Source organism: Paenibacillus sp. J22R232 (genome assembly GCF_056269165.1).
Genome location: NZ_JBWDNK010000005.1, coordinates 426367 through 441720 on the forward strand (window position 1 = coordinate 426367; position 15354 = coordinate 441720).

17 protein-coding genes are annotated in these 15354 nt (G+C 48.3%); 8 read left to right on the top strand and 9 right to left on the bottom strand.

Going from position 1 to position 15354, the window contains the following annotated elements:
• Nucleotides 1–38: 38 nt before the first annotated feature.
• Nucleotides 39–815, bottom strand: a complete 777-nt coding sequence (locus AC0YN3_RS18580; RefSeq protein WP_475776443.1) for a YesL family protein — start codon at nucleotides 813–815, stop codon at nucleotides 39–41.
• Between the two features lie 380 nt (nucleotides 816–1195).
• Entirely contained in the window at nucleotides 1196–2803 is a 1608-nt protein-coding gene (gene cshA / locus AC0YN3_RS18585) for a degradosome RNA helicase CshA (RefSeq protein ID WP_475776444.1), read from the bottom strand.
• A gap of 196 nt (nucleotides 2804–2999) precedes the next feature.
• Here cshA and AC0YN3_RS18590 point away from each other — a divergent pair, with 196 nt between their 5' ends.
• The 3 genes from AC0YN3_RS18590 (at nucleotide 3000) to AC0YN3_RS18600 (ending at nucleotide 5535) form a co-directional block, all read left to right on the top strand.
• Nucleotides 3000–3797, top strand: a complete 798-nt coding sequence (locus AC0YN3_RS18590; protein ID WP_475776543.1) for a YitT family protein — start codon at nucleotides 3000–3002, stop codon at nucleotides 3795–3797.
• Between the two features lie 145 nt (nucleotides 3798–3942).
• Nucleotides 3943–4131 carry a hypothetical protein gene (locus AC0YN3_RS18595; protein ID WP_082360949.1) on the top strand — a complete coding sequence of 63 codons (189 nt, stop codon included), beginning with the start codon at nucleotides 3943–3945 and terminating at the stop codon, nucleotides 4129–4131.
• Nucleotides 4132–4338: 207 nt separating this feature from the next.
• On the top strand, nucleotides 4339–5535 hold the full coding sequence (locus tag AC0YN3_RS18600) for a putative glycoside hydrolase (RefSeq protein ID WP_475776445.1): 1197 nt from the start codon (nucleotides 4339–4341) through the stop codon (nucleotides 5533–5535).
• Nucleotides 5536–5610: 75 nt separating this feature from the next.
• Here the strand turns inward: AC0YN3_RS18600 and pfkA are convergent, their stop codons facing one another.
• From pfkA to AC0YN3_RS18615, 3 genes are read right to left on the bottom strand one after another with little or no spacing between them, the layout of a single operon-like run.
• On the bottom strand, nucleotides 5611–6579 hold the full coding sequence (gene pfkA / locus AC0YN3_RS18605; RefSeq protein WP_183559962.1) for a 6-phosphofructokinase: 969 nt from the start codon (nucleotides 6577–6579) through the stop codon (nucleotides 5611–5613).
• A 30-nt stretch (nucleotides 6580–6609) separates the two neighbouring features.
• A complete protein-coding gene (locus AC0YN3_RS18610) occupies nucleotides 6610–7692 on the bottom strand; it encodes a tetraprenyl-beta-curcumene synthase family protein (protein ID WP_475776446.1) in 1083 nt (360 codons plus the stop codon).
• Between the two features lie 25 nt (nucleotides 7693–7717).
• Nucleotides 7718–8035, bottom strand: coding sequence for a hypothetical protein (locus AC0YN3_RS18615; RefSeq protein WP_475776447.1), 318 nt, complete (start codon nucleotides 8033–8035; stop codon nucleotides 7718–7720).
• Nucleotides 8036–8167: 132 nt separating this feature from the next.
• Here AC0YN3_RS18615 and AC0YN3_RS18620 point away from each other — a divergent pair, with 132 nt between their 5' ends.
• Nucleotides 8168–9355: an MFS transporter gene (locus AC0YN3_RS18620; protein ID WP_475776448.1), complete on the top strand. Its 1188-nt coding sequence runs from the start codon at nucleotides 8168–8170 to the stop codon at nucleotides 9353–9355.
• 85 nt (nucleotides 9356–9440) lie between these two features.
• Here AC0YN3_RS18620 and AC0YN3_RS18625 read toward each other — a convergent pair whose 3' ends face one another.
• The 3 genes from AC0YN3_RS18625 to AC0YN3_RS18635 form a co-directional block, all read right to left on the bottom strand.
• On the bottom strand, nucleotides 9441–10160 hold the full coding sequence (locus AC0YN3_RS18625) for a YebC/PmpR family DNA-binding transcriptional regulator (protein WP_475776449.1): 720 nt from the start codon (nucleotides 10158–10160) through the stop codon (nucleotides 9441–9443).
• Between the two features lie 165 nt (nucleotides 10161–10325).
• Complete coding sequence (locus tag AC0YN3_RS18630; protein WP_053376915.1) at nucleotides 10326–10523, bottom strand: cold shock domain-containing protein; 198 nt, start codon at nucleotides 10521–10523, stop codon at nucleotides 10326–10328.
• A gap of 79 nt (nucleotides 10524–10602) precedes the next feature.
• Nucleotides 10603–11304, bottom strand: a complete 702-nt coding sequence (locus AC0YN3_RS18635) for a class I SAM-dependent methyltransferase (protein ID WP_475776450.1) — start codon at nucleotides 11302–11304, stop codon at nucleotides 10603–10605.
• Nucleotides 11305–11449: 145 nt separating this feature from the next.
• Here AC0YN3_RS18635 and AC0YN3_RS18640 point away from each other — a divergent pair, with 145 nt between their 5' ends.
• From AC0YN3_RS18640 to AC0YN3_RS18655, 4 genes are all read left to right on the top strand, one after another.
• Nucleotides 11450–11683, top strand: a complete 234-nt coding sequence (locus AC0YN3_RS18640) for a hypothetical protein (protein WP_475776451.1) — start codon at nucleotides 11450–11452, stop codon at nucleotides 11681–11683.
• A 230-nt stretch (nucleotides 11684–11913) separates the two neighbouring features.
• The gene (locus AC0YN3_RS18645; protein WP_475776452.1) at nucleotides 11914–12096 is read left to right on the top strand and encodes a hypothetical protein; all 183 of its coding nucleotides are present in this window, start codon (nucleotides 11914–11916) and stop codon (nucleotides 12094–12096) included.
• A gap of 194 nt (nucleotides 12097–12290) precedes the next feature.
• Nucleotides 12291–14081 (top strand): oligoendopeptidase F, encoded by a 1791-nt coding sequence (pepF, locus tag AC0YN3_RS18650; RefSeq protein WP_475776544.1) that lies wholly within the window; start codon nucleotides 12291–12293, stop codon nucleotides 14079–14081.
• A gap of 161 nt (nucleotides 14082–14242) precedes the next feature.
• Nucleotides 14243–14578, top strand: coding sequence for a GH25 family lysozyme (locus tag AC0YN3_RS18655; RefSeq protein ID WP_475776545.1), 336 nt, complete (start codon nucleotides 14243–14245; stop codon nucleotides 14576–14578).
• Between the two features lie 68 nt (nucleotides 14579–14646).
• Here the strand turns inward: AC0YN3_RS18655 and AC0YN3_RS18660 are convergent, their stop codons facing one another.
• Nucleotides 14647–15345, bottom strand: a complete 699-nt coding sequence (locus AC0YN3_RS18660; RefSeq protein WP_475776453.1) for a GNAT family N-acetyltransferase — start codon at nucleotides 15343–15345, stop codon at nucleotides 14647–14649.
• Between the last annotated feature and the right edge of the window lie 9 nt (nucleotides 15346–15354).

Sequence of the window (15354 nt, forward strand, 5' to 3'; positions counted from 1 at the left end):
TAGACTTATCAAACGAAAAAGTAAACTTCTTGCCACTGTTATTTATTGGCGCCGTTCGAATCGTCCTTTACCAGGTCAATCCGGTCAAGCTCAGCAGCTTTCTCCGCTTCTTCTTCCTCTGCAAGCCTTGCTTTCTCGGCTTGATCCTGCAGCTTCTGATAAATCAAATGGAAATTCCAGAATGCTAAGTAAGCGATAATGCTGCCCATAAAAAACGGAATGAGAAACGTGAATCTCGTACTGAAGTACATGACCGCACCGCTCATAATCGCGGTCGACAACGAACGAAAAGGTTTGCCGATCGTGATTAGCACAGCGTTCTTCAGCAATTGAAACGTTTTCATGTGATAGTGGACAAGCATCGAGAAAAAGTTAAACAGGGATACGACTAAAAGGACTAGAAACGCGATAAAGATGTATGACAGCAAATTTAACTGTTCACGATATACGATAAAGTCAACAATCATTATTGCGAGCAATATCGTGTAAATGATGCCGCCAAGCATACTTTGTTTATAGTTCTCTTTGTATCCGCGGAAAAACATTTTGAACAGCCCCACGTCAGTTTCACCCATAACCCATTTGCGCGCAACGGCAAACATAGCTGCCGTAGCCGGAAACAAAGTAAATGGAGCAACTACCGCCATGGCAATAAGAGCAGAATACACTTGATTGACATCCTGCGACAAAACCAATCCCCATGCAAAGAACACGAATGGAATGGAACAGGCAAGCCACAACACATTAATAACCGATAACCTCATAATCCATTCGGATATTCGGTAAAATCCACCCATTAGCCCTCTTGGTTCCATCGGATCTGCCTCCAGAAAAGTAAAATTACTCCTACAGACTACCATACACTGGCAAGCGTAAACGGCTGTCGCCGTCCTCTGTGGCAAAAGCAGTCGTTTCGCGGAGATATATAAGCACATTTATATGTGAAAACATATAAATGCTTATATATGAACAAAACCGCCCGCTTCCGGGCACCCTAGGCTAACGTCAAAACGGCAGAAACCTGACCGCGCAGGATCGTTGCTTAAATATCCTGTTATGAAGCCGATACGGAGGTCGCCTGATGAGCAGCGAAGGCCACGGCTTGTCCAAAAATAATAAAAAACCGAGGTCGAACGGATGCCCGTTAGGGATCACGGACAACCTCGGTTTTTTCAAAAATGAAGGTGAAGCTACATTAGTTGTTCACGTAACCGTCAGAAGAGCTTTTCGGACGACGGTTCTCTGGGCGACCTTCACTTGGTCTTTTGCCAGCATAACCGCCGCTGCTTCCGCCACGTGATTCATAACCGCCACGCGAGCTTCCGCCAGTGCTGCTTCCGCTGCTGCGTCTGTCATCGCGACCGCGGTATCCACCGCCGCCGCTTCCGCCAGTGCTGCTGCTGCGATTGCCGCCGTATGACGACGAACCGCTGCGGTTGAACGGACGTCCATTGGAACGAATATCCGGCTTGCGTTTTTTGGCGCGAAGCGGATCTTCCGGCGTCAATTCGATTTCTACGTTTTTCTTCTCGCCTGTCAGCAATTTGATTGCTGCCGAAAGCAAATGAACGGAATCATATTGCTCAAGCAATTGAATCGAAATCGCTTTGTATTCGGAGAACTCTTCGTTCTGAACGACTTCTAGAAGACGCTCAGCTGTTACGCGTTGTTTGCCTTCAATCGCTTCTGCGATGCTTGGAAGCGGCTTGCGGTTCATCTTCTGGCGCGTAACTTTCTCGATGAAGTGAAGGTGATCCGTTTCACGAGGTGTAACGAATGACCATGCTGTACCCTCTTTGCCTGCGCGTCCTGTACGGCCGATACGGTGAACGTAGCTCTCCGGATCTTGCGGAAGGTCAAAGTTGATAACGTGAGTAACGCCTGATACATCAAGGCCGCGCGCAGCAACGTCAGTTGCTACCAGGACGTCGATGCTGCCGTCACGGAATTTACGCATTACGCTATCGCGTTGGTTCTGCGACAAGTCGCCGTGCAAACCGTCAGCTGTGTAGCCGCGTTTTTGAAGCGCTTCGCTTAGCTCGTCAACCCGGCGTTTTGTACGTCCGAAGATGATTGCAAGCTCAGGGGATTCCATATCAAGCAAACGGCTAAGTGCTTCGAACTTTTGACGTTCATGCACTTCGATATACGATTGCTCGATAAGTGGAGCAGTGATTTGTTTCGGAATAACCGAAACATGCTCCGGGTTTTTCAGAAATTGCTGTGCAAGCTTCTGAATGTTAGCCGGCATAGTTGCTGAGAACAACATCGTGTGACGCTCGTCTGGCACTTGTTTCAGGATCGATTGGATATCTTCCATGAATCCCATGTCAAGCATTTCATCCGCTTCATCCAAAATAACCGTTTGAACGTCTTCAAGACGAATCGTCTTGCGGTTGATATGGTCAAGCAAACGTCCAGGTGTACCGATAATGATTTGTGGCTTTTTCTTCAATGCACGGATTTGACGACCAATTTCTTGACCACCATAAATCGGCAACGAGCGAAGGCCTTTGTATCGAGTCAACTTCCCGATCTCGTCTGCCACTTGAATAGCGAGTTCACGGGTTGGCGTCATTATTAATGCGACAATGCGTTCCTCGCTTGTCGGAATTTTGTTAATGAGCGGAATTCCGAATGCCGCTGTCTTTCCTGTACCCGTTTGTGCTTGGCCAATAAGATCTTGCCCTGCCATAGCAATAGGGATCGCTTTGTCTTGAATCGGGGTAGATTCCTCGAATCCAAGTTCGGTAATTGCTTGCAACACTTTCGGTTCCAAGCCAAATTCAGCAAATGTTTTCAAACTTTTCTCAAACTCCTTTTATCTGCAGCCTACTTAAGAATATCCAAATCATTATAGCACACATTCAATCGTGAATACCAGTAAACCAAAGAAAGGCATACTAATGATGGCAATATGTTCAAAATAATATGTCGGTTGCATTGGAGCGATTGTATTGAATCCGCATTCCCTGCGTTACCTCATCACGATACCGGTCATGACACTCGGGGCCTTCTTTATCGCGCTAGGCTTCAATCTTTTCCTTATCCCTCACCAGCTGCTAAGCGGCGGCATTTCCGGTATTTCCATGATGATCGGTTATTTAACCGGCGGGAACATCGGTTGGCTTTATTTTATCCTCAATTTGCCTGTGCTCCTATGGGGCTGGTTCGCCGTTGGCAGACACTTTATTATGTGGAGCGTCTTCACTGTTGGTGCCTCTACCCTTTTCCTGCAAATCGTTCCCGTCATGCAAATTGTCGATGATATCGTGCTCGGATCTGTATTTGGCGGCATTATTATCGGCTTCGGCAGCGGTCTTGCCCTGCGATATGGCGGATCCTCCGGAGGCTTCGACATCATCGCATCCATCGTGACCCGCAAACGCGATTTGCCGGTCGGCATGATCATTTTTATTTTAAACGGAGCGGTTATAGCCATTCTGGTCGTCTTTACGAAAAATTGGGATTTGGCGTTATATTCGCTCGTTTCGATTTTTTCTGCCGGCAAGGTAGTAGATCTGATCCATGTTAGGCATATTAAATTAACAGCCTTCATCGTAACAACAAAGACCGAAGAGCTGCTTGCGAAGCTGCTCTCGCACCCTCGCGGCATAACGGTAATAAAGACGCGCGGGGCATACTCCTCGGTTGATCGAGATATGCTGATGACTGTCAGAACGAAGTATGAATTAGCCGAGCTTAGCAAAACCATTACGACGATCGACCCGCGTGCTTTCATTAACATCGTGGAGACAGTTGGAGTCATCGGCGACTTTTCCAAGCCAAAAGACTGAATCATATACGCAAGTATGGATTTTCCACTGTATCCCTATGTTTTTGAAAATGATCCTGATATAATGTTTGTATCCCGTAGCTTTGGTTTCTTGCCATATGATTTCCCCTAAACATTCGATATGAAAGGGTGAGGCTCAGGTGGATATGGAAACGGTCAAATTGTCTCAAATTGTAGAGAAGCTTGCCCCAGAGCTTAGTCCTTTTCTTACGAAACGCGAATTGGACATTAGCATTGTGCTGCGTGACGGACTCGCATTGCTTGAGCCCGCAGACGCAATGGAAATTGTGCAGCACAGTATTTGCAATCAGCAGAGAGAAGCTTTGTTACAATGACAATGCGGGACACACGGATTATGTATGCGCCAGTCGAGATTACCTCGGCTGGCTTTTTGTTTATTTTCAGAGTAAAAATAACGCGTAAAATTAGAGCTTAAGACCAATGAAACGGCATAATATTTCATAAGACTTCAAAAAGTTAATGACCGGGGCCCATTATCTGCTTTATAATTTATACAGAATAGCTAACGGGGAGAGAGCAAAATGGACATCATCATTTCGACCTTGCTGCTGCTGTACAGCTTGCTCACTGGAAGTGGAGAGCATAGCGCCGCAGCCAAGCAGCTTGCGATCGCCTACTTAAATTCCGCGGCTGGTCACACGATCATACAACCAAATCCAACAGGTACGGGAGATAACCCGGCCGGCTCCGCAAATGTGAACGCGGTCAAAAAAGATCCTCAGCCGGAAACGCCGCCTATCAAGGGCATTTATGTGACGGCGCATAGCGCCGGCGGAGCACGTATGGAGACGCTGCTTAAGCTGCTTGACGATACGGAGCTAAACAGCATGGTTATCGATATTAAAGATGACAACGGGTACATTACATATCCTACTGCCACGCCTGAGCTTCAGGAGGTTGGCGCCTCGAAGAAATATATTCGAGACATCAATGAGTTAATGCAGACGCTGAAGAAGCATAATATTTATCCGATTGCGAGAATCGTCGTTTTTAAAGACACGGTGCTAGCCCGCAAACAGCCCGAGCTCTCCTTCCTTCACCAGGACGGAACGATATGGAAAAACGGCCGTGGCGAAAGCTTCGTCAATCCATACCGCAAGGAAGTATGGGATTACAACATCGCAGTGGCAAAGGAAGCAGCCAAGCTCGGATTCAAAGAAATTCAATTCGACTACGTGCGTTTCCCCGAAGGCTTTGAGAATAAAGCTTCGTCGCTGACCTATACCAAATCTGAGCTAAGCCGTGTCGACGCGGTAGCTGGATTCGTTAAATACGCGCGCGAGCAGCTTGAACCCCTTGGCGTTCGCGTATCGGTCGATATTTTCGGCTATGCCGCATCGGTACCGGCCGCTGAAGGAATCGGTCAAGACTTTGTGAAAATATCCAACGACGTACACGTCATCTCTCCTATGGTCTATCCAAGCCATTACAGTACCGGCTGGTTCAAGCAAAAGGATCCTGACCGCAGTCCTTATGAGACGATTAAAGGCGCAATGACGGATACCCACAAGAAACTGGATCCGACTAAAGATCTGAAACCGATTATCCGCCCTTGGATTCAGGATTTCACGGCAATCTGGCTAGGCAACGGCCATTACATGAAATACGGCAAGGCTGAGGTTGAAGCCCAGATTAAAGCGCTCAAGGATACTAACATTAACGAATACCTGCTTTGGAATGCAGGAAACAAATACACGCCCCAAGTCGATTATAAGTAATCGACGCTCATGCAGAAACGAAAAAGTCCACCGCAGCCTTAACGGCACGGTGGACTTTTTTGCAACTTTAGAACGTTATTGGGACAAACGCAGAGCAAGCTCATACATGTTCATGTCGAACGGCTTCTTCGTATTTACGACAGTATCGATATCTGTCGTTACCAGCTCGCCGCGAATAATGCCGCAGGCTTTGCCGGAATCGCCAGCCATTAGCTGCCTTACCGCAAAGTCGCCTAGTTTGCTCGCCAATATGCGATCAATGGCGGTTGGCGTTCCCCCGCGCTGGATGTGCCCAAGCACGGTTACGCGCGGCTCGATACCGCTGTTAGCCGTAATCTGGTGCGCGACTTCCTCGCCTTTTCCTGCGCCTTCCGCTACTACGATGATACTGTGGCGTTTGCCTTTAGCGAAATTGTTCTTCATGCGTTCCGCTACTTCGGTAAGCTCAAACGGTACCTCTGGCACTAGAATGGTCTCTGCACCGCTGGCAAGTCCGGCATGCAGCGCAATATCGCCGCAGTGCCGGCCCATAACCTCAACGATTGACGAACGCTCGTGCGAGGACATCGTGTCACGGATTTTGTTAATCGCGTCTACGACAATGCTTACAGCCGTATCGAAGCCGATCGTAATATCGGTAAACGGAATATCGTTGTCGATCGTGCCCGGAATACCCATCGTTTTGATACCTAACTTGCTTAGCTTGTTCGCTCCTTGATAGGATCCGTCTCCACCGATAACGACCAAGCCGTCGATTCCTCTGGCGCGAAGAACCTCCGCCCCGCGCTGCTGGCCTTCAGCCGTCATGAACTCCTTGCATCTTGCCGTTTGCAGAATGGTTCCTCCGCGCTGGATGATGTCTCCGACACTGCGCAAATCCATTTGGCGCAAATCATCGTTAATAAGACCTTGGTAACCGCGTTGCACACCGTATACATCTAACCCATGGAACAAAGCGCTCCTTACGACAGCCCGTAGGGCTGCGTTCATTCCTTGCGAATCTCCTCCGCTTGTCAGTACTGCGATTGATTTGACTGCAGACATGGTTCATACCTCCACATTGTTTATTTATAGTTAAGCCTGTTGCTTCCGAATCCAGATGCTGTTTATTAGGAAAAACAATCGCGTTAGCGGACTATTCTTCATTAGCTTCTTCGATACATCTTTGACATCCGCCTGATGGCGAACCTTCGGGTCTGACAAATATAAGGCGAGAAGCCCTTCTATAATCAAACGATGAAAACGGGAAGCAGGTAGCTGCTTCACATCCTCACGCGCGCGGTTCACGATAGTGCCGATGCGCTCAACAAGCAGACTTTCATTCGCGTAGTAATTGCAAAAATTAAGATCTCCGCCTGCAAGGTCCTCTTCTTGGTCGATTAAGTAATCAAGCAATATATGAAGCCCGCAAACATGCGGGAAGTAAATATTGCGGATAGCTGAAGCCTCATGTTCGGATAATCGCTCCTCGCTCGCCGCTAGAAACAGCATGAACATGCCTAACGTAGAGCCTGTTGCCGCAGCAAATTCATTCCATTGCAAGTCGGGATACTGCTCACGGTGCAGCTCCCACCAGGCAAGCAAATGTTCTTCCCGCAAATCCTTGTGAATATGCTTGTACACCTGCAAATCAACGTACAGGGATACCAGCTCGGTTATATGCATTTGGACGCTCCTGTAAGAGGGCAGCCTATTGATCTGGGCTTGGCATAGCCGAACCAGATGATGCAAGTAGCCTGCATCGTCGTTTTCGCTGCGCAACGCGTAATAATCCTGAAGCGTAGCTTCCGGATTGACAGCATCGAGCATGGATTGATGCAGCAGTCGAAAATCGTCTGGATCCAGCGAAGTGCTGCGATCGCATAGATTGTCTAAGTAGTCGCTAATGGTTTGGAGTGCGACGATCAATGGAATAAGCACATGCCTATGCTCCAAGTTCGCTGCTGCATAAACGCCCCCGCCCTGGCAATGGAATTTCTTGCTGTCCATGCTGCTTATCGCTTGTGTGCGCAGCTCTTGGTCCGGTATCCGCTCAGCAAGCTCGCGAAGCTTCGCAAGCTCAAGCCCTACCTCGGGAAGCACATACTTATACACGCGGTGCATGAGCTTCAGAGGACTCTGGGGCACCCGATTTCCAGATAAAGTTCTCAATCTCATGATGCACCTCTCCTCTAAATCACGTTCATGAATGCCGGCGCGACTCCACTTGCTGGTCGATACGATACCAAATGTGAAGATCGTTAATCCTACTTGCATAATCGGCAATTTCATAGTTTAGTATACAGGACCGCTCAAAGCTCTCTTCATCGAAGAGCTCTAGCTGCTTGCGGTTGATGTGATGCTCGAACTCCATCACCCTGTCGGGAATCGTTCCCCGGATTAGCTCCCATTGCGAAATAATTACTCGCTGCTCACTCACTTCATACTGCTCCCATTCCATCTCCAGCACGGGAATACGGATCCGAAGCCGTTCATTCCATTCAAAACGAAAAGCGCTCATTGTGAACCTCCACCTCTAAATGTATCATCTCAGCACATAATAATCCAGCTTCAAATCACATTGGTCGGAATACTAATCCGTGCTATACTGATAACCATATGTTTATGACAGGGACGGAGTGAGCTTTATTAGATGGACACAACTGAGATAGCCGGCACAGAGCGCTCCTCTACGGCACGCAAAGAAACTTTCTCATTACGGATTTACAGCTTTTCCGCATATTCCACGGCAGCTATGGTCGTATCCTTTATCCCATTATACTTCTTGGATAGAGGATTCTCAGAGCAGCAAATCGGCATTATATACTCGACGGGCCCGTTCATTTCCATATTCGCCAATATCATTCTCGGTATGGCGAGCGATAAGTTCAGGACCATAAAGAAACTGCTTATGCTGTTGTTGTTCGGACAGCTTGTCATGATTTCGCTTTTGTTCCCCATTGAAAATTTCGCGCTTGTTTGTCTGGTTATGATGGGCTTTTACTTTTTCCAGACGCCGATTAATCCATTAAGCGACAGCTTATTGCTGCTATCCACCACATATACGGGAACCCCTTATGCTTTGGTACGGATCTTCGGCTCGCTCGGCTTTGCCGTAACCGCATATACATTCGGACTTATACTGAAAGAAATCGGCTCGGCATGGACGCTTCCGCTCGCCCTTTGCACGATTGCAATCACGCTGGCCCTAACAACCAGAATTAGAGATTACCAGGGCAGCGCGCGGAAAATTGATTTTTCCGGATTTTTCAAGCTGCTTCGCCAGCGAGACGTTCTGCTGTTCTTTCTCATTATTCTGACCATCTCGATTCCCCATCGGATGTATGAAGGCTTTCTCGCCGTCACGATGCGCCATATGGGGGCAAGCGATTCACTTGTCGGGTTAGCTTGGCTCGTATCTGCATTGAGCGAAATCCCTATCCTGTTCTTTCTCGGCAAATACGGCCATAAGTTCAAGGAGCTTCCGCTTCTCATGATCGCGTCCATCATGTATGCGGTACGTTTATGGCTGCTCAGCGATATTCAGGATCCGCGCTGGGTCATCGCTACGCAGGCCATGCACAGCATTTCGTTCGGCATCTATTTCTCGACCGCTCTCCGCTATCTTTCGAGGCTTATTCCCGATGAGTACCGCGCATCCGGCCAAGCGGTCTATGCCGTTGTATGGACGGGCCTTGCCGGCGTCATTAGCGGCATGTTCGGCGGTTATGTCTTTGAGCATTTTGGCCGGGAAACGTTTTTCAAGATGGGTGCCGGCTTCGCCATTGTCGCGGCCGCCGCTTTCCTTGCCCGTTATTACTTCAGCCGCTCCGAACGGTAGCCTAATGAGCAATGCAAAAAGGGCTGCCAAGCACGTTGAATGACCAACGTGCTTGGCAGCCCTTTCTGATGATTGGGGCAATCATTTATTCCGCGAATTCAAAATTCGTATATACGTCCTGCACATCATCGTTATCCTCGAAAGCGTCCATCATCTTCTGCAGCTTGTCCGCATTCTCGCCTTCTACCTTGATCATGTTCTGCGGCAGCCACCTTACACCTGCGTTCACGAAAGTAAAACCGTCTTTCTCGAGCGCATTCTTCACTTGCTCGAACTCATGCGGATGCGTTAGAATCTCAAAGCTGTCTTCGTTCACGACAACATCCTCCGCGCCTGCGTCCAAAGCGATCATCATCATCGAATCCTCGTCCGTATCATGCGCTTCACGGTCGACGACAAGCAAGCCCTTATGATCGAACATATAAGCTACGCAGCCGCTCTCGCCCATGTTGCCTCCGCGTTTGTTGAACGCCGAACGAACGTCGGCAGCCGTGCGATTCCGGTTGTCAGTCAAGCATTTCACCATAATGGCAACGCCGCCTGGTCCGTAGCCCTCATACATAATGTCGTCATATTCGACGCCTTCGCCTGCGCCGGCAGCTTTTTTAATCGCGCGCTCGATATTGTCATTCGGCATTTGCTCTGCGCGCGCATTCGTGATTGCGGTTTTCAGTCCGAAGTTTGCGTCCGGGTTCGGTCCGCCTCTCCGCGCCTGCACGTATATTTCACGCCCCAGCTTGACGAACTTGTTATTTTTAGCCTGGTCGGCCTTACCTTTACGGTCCTTGAACAATTTAAATTTCATTATGCTCGCTCCCCTGACAAAGTTTCCAAGCTACAGTTTATCACCGCAAGCAGCCCTTGGTCAATGAAAGCAACGGAATGCAACCGTTTGGAACGGCTCTGCAAATAAGAAAGAGCCCTCTGCTTGCCAGAGAGCTCCCGTTCATCTTTTATTCGCACATTGATCCTATAGTTTCGTGACGTTGGCCGCTTGCGCACCGCGGTTACCCTCAGTAATGTCGAACTCGACCGCTTGCCCCTCATCCAAAGATTTGAAACCGTCGCTTTGAATGGCTGAGAAATGCACGAACACGTCTTCTCCGCCCTCTGTTTGGATAAAGCCGTAGCCTTTCTCCGCATTAAACCATTTAACTGTTCCTTTCAATTAAACAACCTCCTAGATATGACCGCCGCTTCGAAGCAGCGAGTAAAATTATTATAGCGATACAAAAATCAAAAAGCAATTAAAGAGAAACCTTCAAATATTGACTGGATCCGGGAATAAAAGGGAGGCGGGATGGGTATAATCCAGCACTTCCCCCGTCTTCCTTTATCGTATCCATAAGCTGCTCCAGCGCGGGATAAGGCTCCCAGTTCAATGACAGCAGCGGATATATCCGTATTTGGCCGCCTGGCTTGCAAATGCGCATGAGCTCCTTCATTGCTTCTATGTGAAATTCCGTTCCGAATTGGTCTGCATACAAAAACATGAAATGGCTGCACAAAATCAACGAAAACCGATTATCTGAATACGGAAGTTCGGGAAGCTTGCCTGCCGTATACCGAAGCTTATTCTTGCTATCAAGAACACTTTCTTTAAACCGATCGATTGACGATATTCTGCCCGCCCTATGCTGCTGGATAGAGCCATAATAGCTCCAGTCGAACCGATCCTGCAGCTTACCCAGCTTTGCCGTCGAGGTTTCGATCTCCTGCTCAGCCTCCGAGATCCACTCTTCAATTCCCTTGTCGTAACGCGGATCTACCGCAAATGCGCGATACCCTCTATCATTCGCATCCGCAGTATAGGAAGAACCTCCCGCCGCGACGTCAAGCACCTCTCCCCGCTCCAAATCAGCAGGCTGCAGATCAAACATCCGCACATACTCGTCATAGCCTCGGCATGTCATGGCGACGCCGACCTGTTCATAGCCTTGTTTGCCCATTCTTGCACGCTCCTCTGCTCGTCTCATCTCATCTAAAACTCATCTCAGCCAGCCTTCTTCTAACGGTACCATATTGATTACCGCCGCCATAATGGCTATGATGATAACAATACCATAATTAACTACTAAAAGGGTGGAAACTCACATGTTCAAGAAACACGAAATTTACAAAACCGACAAATACAATATGCTGACGGTTGAGGTACAAGGTAAAACGCTGATCGTTCGAGAAATTTCCGATCAGTGGGGCGAAGATACGCATACGTTCATCAGTCGTCCGGAAATGATGCATTGGGCACAAAACCGCTTCCGCGCCACTGACTTTGTTGGACGCGAAGAAGAGCTCGAAGCCATTATGGTTGCGCTAAAGGAAGTTTAACAACAGCGCTTCATCGACAATCAGCAGGATTTATAATCCCCTATGGTTAGCGTAAACGGCTGTCGCCTTATTTTGATGGCGCGGCGCGTTTCATTCCGAGAAATATAGAGGATGTATAGCCTCAGGATATACTTTCCTATATTCGAACATAACGTAACGTATTTGCGCATAGGTACCATTTTTGCGCTGCCTTTTACAGCCAGTCTAGTGTCAGGAGGTTCTGTCCGCAAATGGATGCTACAGCTTCAGTCATTTTTATTATCGCAGCCTTCTCGCTCGGAGCAATCGTGATTATGAAGCGCGACTCCTTGCCCCCCGGCCTGCGCCGGGGACTTGCACTCGTTTCCATCGCATTTATTGCGTTTGCGTTTTTTTTAATCGTTTATGCATTTTTTACGATGGACTCAGCTTAGAACGCAGGCAGCTGAATATTCAGCATCACGTACGGACATAGTAGAAACAAACTGTGTCCAGAGGTGAATAATGGATGAAATGGCTTCCCCTGCTGCTTGCTTTAAGCCTCGTGCCGGGCGCCGCTGCCTCCAAGCATGCCGCTGCCCTTACCGAGAATGCCACACCAACCTTAACCATACCTAGGAGGAATTCGATGAATCACGTACTTAAACGATCTGAATCCGCACCTGAGACACGCTGGAAGCTTGAGGACATCTACGAAAGCCAAGCGGCATGGGATAAGGAATATGCGGAAGCGAAAGCATTAATCAAAAAAATACCGGAATTCCAAGGCAAGCTGGCCGACGTTGCTCAGCTCAAAGCGTGTTTTGAGCTGGAGGATGAGCTGTCCATGCTCGTAGAAAGGCTTTATGTATACGCAAATATGAAGCATCATGAGGACACGGCTGAAGCAGCCTTCCAATCCTTGTCGGATAAGTCCAAAAAAATCAGCGTAGAATCAGGCGAAGCGCTTTCGTTCATTACGCCTGAGGTGCTCAGCCTATCCGACGAGAAGCTCGAAGCGATCATTTCGGATGAATCGGTAGCCAAATTCCGCCATACGCTTGAAGAGATGCGTCGCCAGAAGGCTCATATTTTATCCAAAAACGAAGAAGCGCTGCTTGCGCAGGTTGGCAATATCAGCTCTGCTCCGGGTACGGTCTTCAGCATGCTGAACAATGCCGATTTGAAATTCCCCAAGGTAAAGAATGAAGAAGGCAACGAAGTCGAGCTGACCCATGGCAGTTACATACAATTTCTCGAAAGCAAAAACCAAGACGTTCGCCGCGAAGCGTTCAAAGCGGTTTATGATACGTACGGCAAGCTAAAAAACACGCTAGCGACTACCTTGACTTCAAATGTCACCAAAAATATATTTTACGCGAAGGCGCGCAAGTATGATTCCGTACTGGATATGTCCCTATACGGCGACAACATTCCGCAATCCGTCTATACGAATCTCATTGATACGATCCATAAACATCTTCCGCTTATGCACCGCTATATGGAGCTTCGGAAGAAGCTGCTCGGGCTAGATGAGCTTCATATGTACGATCTGTTCGCTCCGCTTGTAGACGAGTTCAAGATGGACATCACTTTCGAGGAAGCGAAAAAGACGGTTAGCGAAAGCTTGAAGCCGCTTGGCGAGGACTATCTAAAAGTACTGCAAGATGGTTTCGACAACGGTTGGATCGACGTATATGAGAACGAAGGCAAACGCAGCGGCGCTTACAGCTGGGGAGCTTTCGGCACGCATCCGTATGTCTTGCTCAATCACAAGGACAACTTGAACAGCATGTTTACGCTGACGCATGAAATGGGTCATGCCCTGCACTCCCATTACTCGGATACGAATCAAAATTACCGAGACGCGCAATATACTATTTTCTTGGCCGAGGTTGCTTCAACGCTAAATGAAGCGCTATTAATGGACTATCTATTAGCCAAATCAACAGATGCGAAGGAAAAAATGTATCTGCTCACGTATTATGCCGATCAATTCCGCACGACCGTATTCCGCCAAACGATGTTTGCCGAATTCGAGAAAATCATCCATGAGCGCTCTGAGCAGGGCGAATCGCTGACACCTCAGGATCTTAGCCAGATTTATTACGACCTTAACGTGCAATATTACGGTCCTGGCATGGTTATCGATAAAGATATCGAGATGGAATGGGCGCGCATTCCCCATTTCTACAACAGCTTCTACGTCTACAAATACGCAACGGGCTTCTCTGCGGCAACAAGTTTCTCCAAACAAATACTGGAAGAAGGACAGCCTGCAGTCGATCGTTACCTAGGTTTCTTGAAAAGCGGCGGCAGTGACTTCTCGATCAATATCCTGAAGAAGGCTGGCGTTGATATGTCATCCCCGGAGCCGATCGAGCAGGCAATGAGCGTTTTCGAAGAGCTCATCGGGCAGATGGAGCAATTAACGAAATAAGGAACACCATTGCACAAGAAAGACCGCCAAGCACATTGGCGGTCTTTTTCATGTCGTGCAACCTTTCGGCTAGCGTAGCCGTCCTCGTTATTAGTAAATTCATACATAATGGTATTTTCTTGCTCCGCTAGCGTGCGATTCTATCTCTCAAGCCTCCGGTCATCGATCTCGAAATTGCGTTGAACCATGATCCAGCGGTTATTGAACGAGAGCTTAAGTCGATGATCGGCAAGCTTGAAGCAGTCTATCATCAACAACCTATTCTCTATGTGACGTATGATACCTACAACCAATATACGGCCACCGGATTCGAAATCTATGAAATCTGGATTCGGGATATTGTGAACTCCCCCGCTTTGAAGAACAAACGGGAGTGGCTGCTTTGGCAATATTGCAATCCCGGGAGAGTTGACGGAATTGGCGCTTACGTCGACATTTACGTGTATAGCGGCAATCAAGCGGACTTTGATTTTAGATTTCGAGGAGCAGCTCGTTAATCAAAATAAAAATCACGACTACCCGCTATACGACAGGGAGCACGCTATTTCCTGACGGCGGATACATTTTACGCTAGGTTTGTTTGCCTTCGGCGCAGCCAGTCGGACTTGCCATACACATAATGATGGTATAGTTCGCCATCCATTGTGATTGTGCCTGAAAAAACAAAGCCGCTTTTCTGAATGACCCTGTTCGATGGCTCATTGGTTAGAAGAGCTGCCGCGTGAAGCTCGTACGTATCGGTATTCGCAAATAAATAATCGCTTAAGCCTTGCGCAGCCTGCGTCGTGTAGCCCTTCCCGCGATAATCCTTGGAAATCGCAAACATGATTTCCCTCCCTTTCGCGGGAAGCTCCTCCTTCATGCCCGTACAGCACCAGCCGATGACTTCATCCGTTTCTTTCAAAACGATGACCATACGCAGACGAAGTTCCCCGATCTGTCCGCCTGCGGCAACCGCATGCAGAAACGCTTTATTCTCCTTGATTTCATAATTGGATAACCAATCCATCCGCTGCTCTTTGTCAACGTTCCAGCCTGGCAGCCATTCATGAATCTCCGGCTGCCAGGTGAGCGCGTGAATCGCGTCTAAATCACGCAGTTCATATTCACGCAGCAGAATGTCGGTGCAATCTATCGTGAATGAATGATCCGCGCAGCCAAAGCAGCAGAGCTCTCCACCAGCTGTAACGACTCCGTTCACAAAACCGTCCAAACACCTTACATCCGTGCCGCACTTTTGGCAATTCCCAATATAATCCTGCATGAGTCCCCC

Bases quoted from the DNA above. Each gene is read 5' to 3' on its own strand.
- AC0YN3_RS18580 (WP_475776443.1), bottom strand. From the start codon at position 815: ATGGAACCAAGAGGGCTAATGGGTGGATTTTACCGAATATCCGAATGG.
- AC0YN3_RS18590 (WP_475776543.1), top strand. From the start codon at position 3,000: ATGACACTCGGGGCCTTCTTTATCGCGCTAGGCTTCAATCTTTTCCTT.
- AC0YN3_RS18595 (WP_082360949.1), top strand. From the start codon at position 3,943: ATGGAAACGGTCAAATTGTCTCAAATTGTAGAGAAGCTTGCCCCAGAG.
- AC0YN3_RS18600 (WP_475776445.1), top strand. From the start codon at position 4,339: ATGGACATCATCATTTCGACCTTGCTGCTGCTGTACAGCTTGCTCACT.
- pfkA (WP_183559962.1), bottom strand. From the start codon at position 6,579: ATGTCTGCAGTCAAATCAATCGCAGTACTGACAAGCGGAGGAGATTCG.
- AC0YN3_RS18610 (WP_475776446.1), bottom strand. From the start codon at position 7,692: ATGAGATTGAGAACTTTATCTGGAAATCGGGTGCCCCAGAGTCCTCTG.
- AC0YN3_RS18615 (WP_475776447.1), bottom strand. From the start codon at position 8,035: ATGAGCGCTTTTCGTTTTGAATGGAATGAACGGCTTCGGATCCGTATT.
- AC0YN3_RS18620 (WP_475776448.1), top strand. From the start codon at position 8,168: ATGGACACAACTGAGATAGCCGGCACAGAGCGCTCCTCTACGGCACGC.
- AC0YN3_RS18625 (WP_475776449.1), bottom strand. From the start codon at position 10,160: ATGAAATTTAAATTGTTCAAGGACCGTAAAGGTAAGGCCGACCAGGCT.
- AC0YN3_RS18635 (WP_475776450.1), bottom strand. From the start codon at position 11,304: ATGGGCAAACAAGGCTATGAACAGGTCGGCGTCGCCATGACATGCCGA.
- AC0YN3_RS18640 (WP_475776451.1), top strand. From the start codon at position 11,450: ATGTTCAAGAAACACGAAATTTACAAAACCGACAAATACAATATGCTG.
- AC0YN3_RS18645 (WP_475776452.1), top strand. From the start codon at position 11,914: ATGGATGCTACAGCTTCAGTCATTTTTATTATCGCAGCCTTCTCGCTC.
- pepF (WP_475776544.1), top strand. From the start codon at position 12,291: ATGAATCACGTACTTAAACGATCTGAATCCGCACCTGAGACACGCTGG.
- AC0YN3_RS18660 (WP_475776453.1), bottom strand. From the start codon at position 15,345: ATGCAGGATTATATTGGGAATTGCCAAAAGTGCGGCACGGATGTAAGG.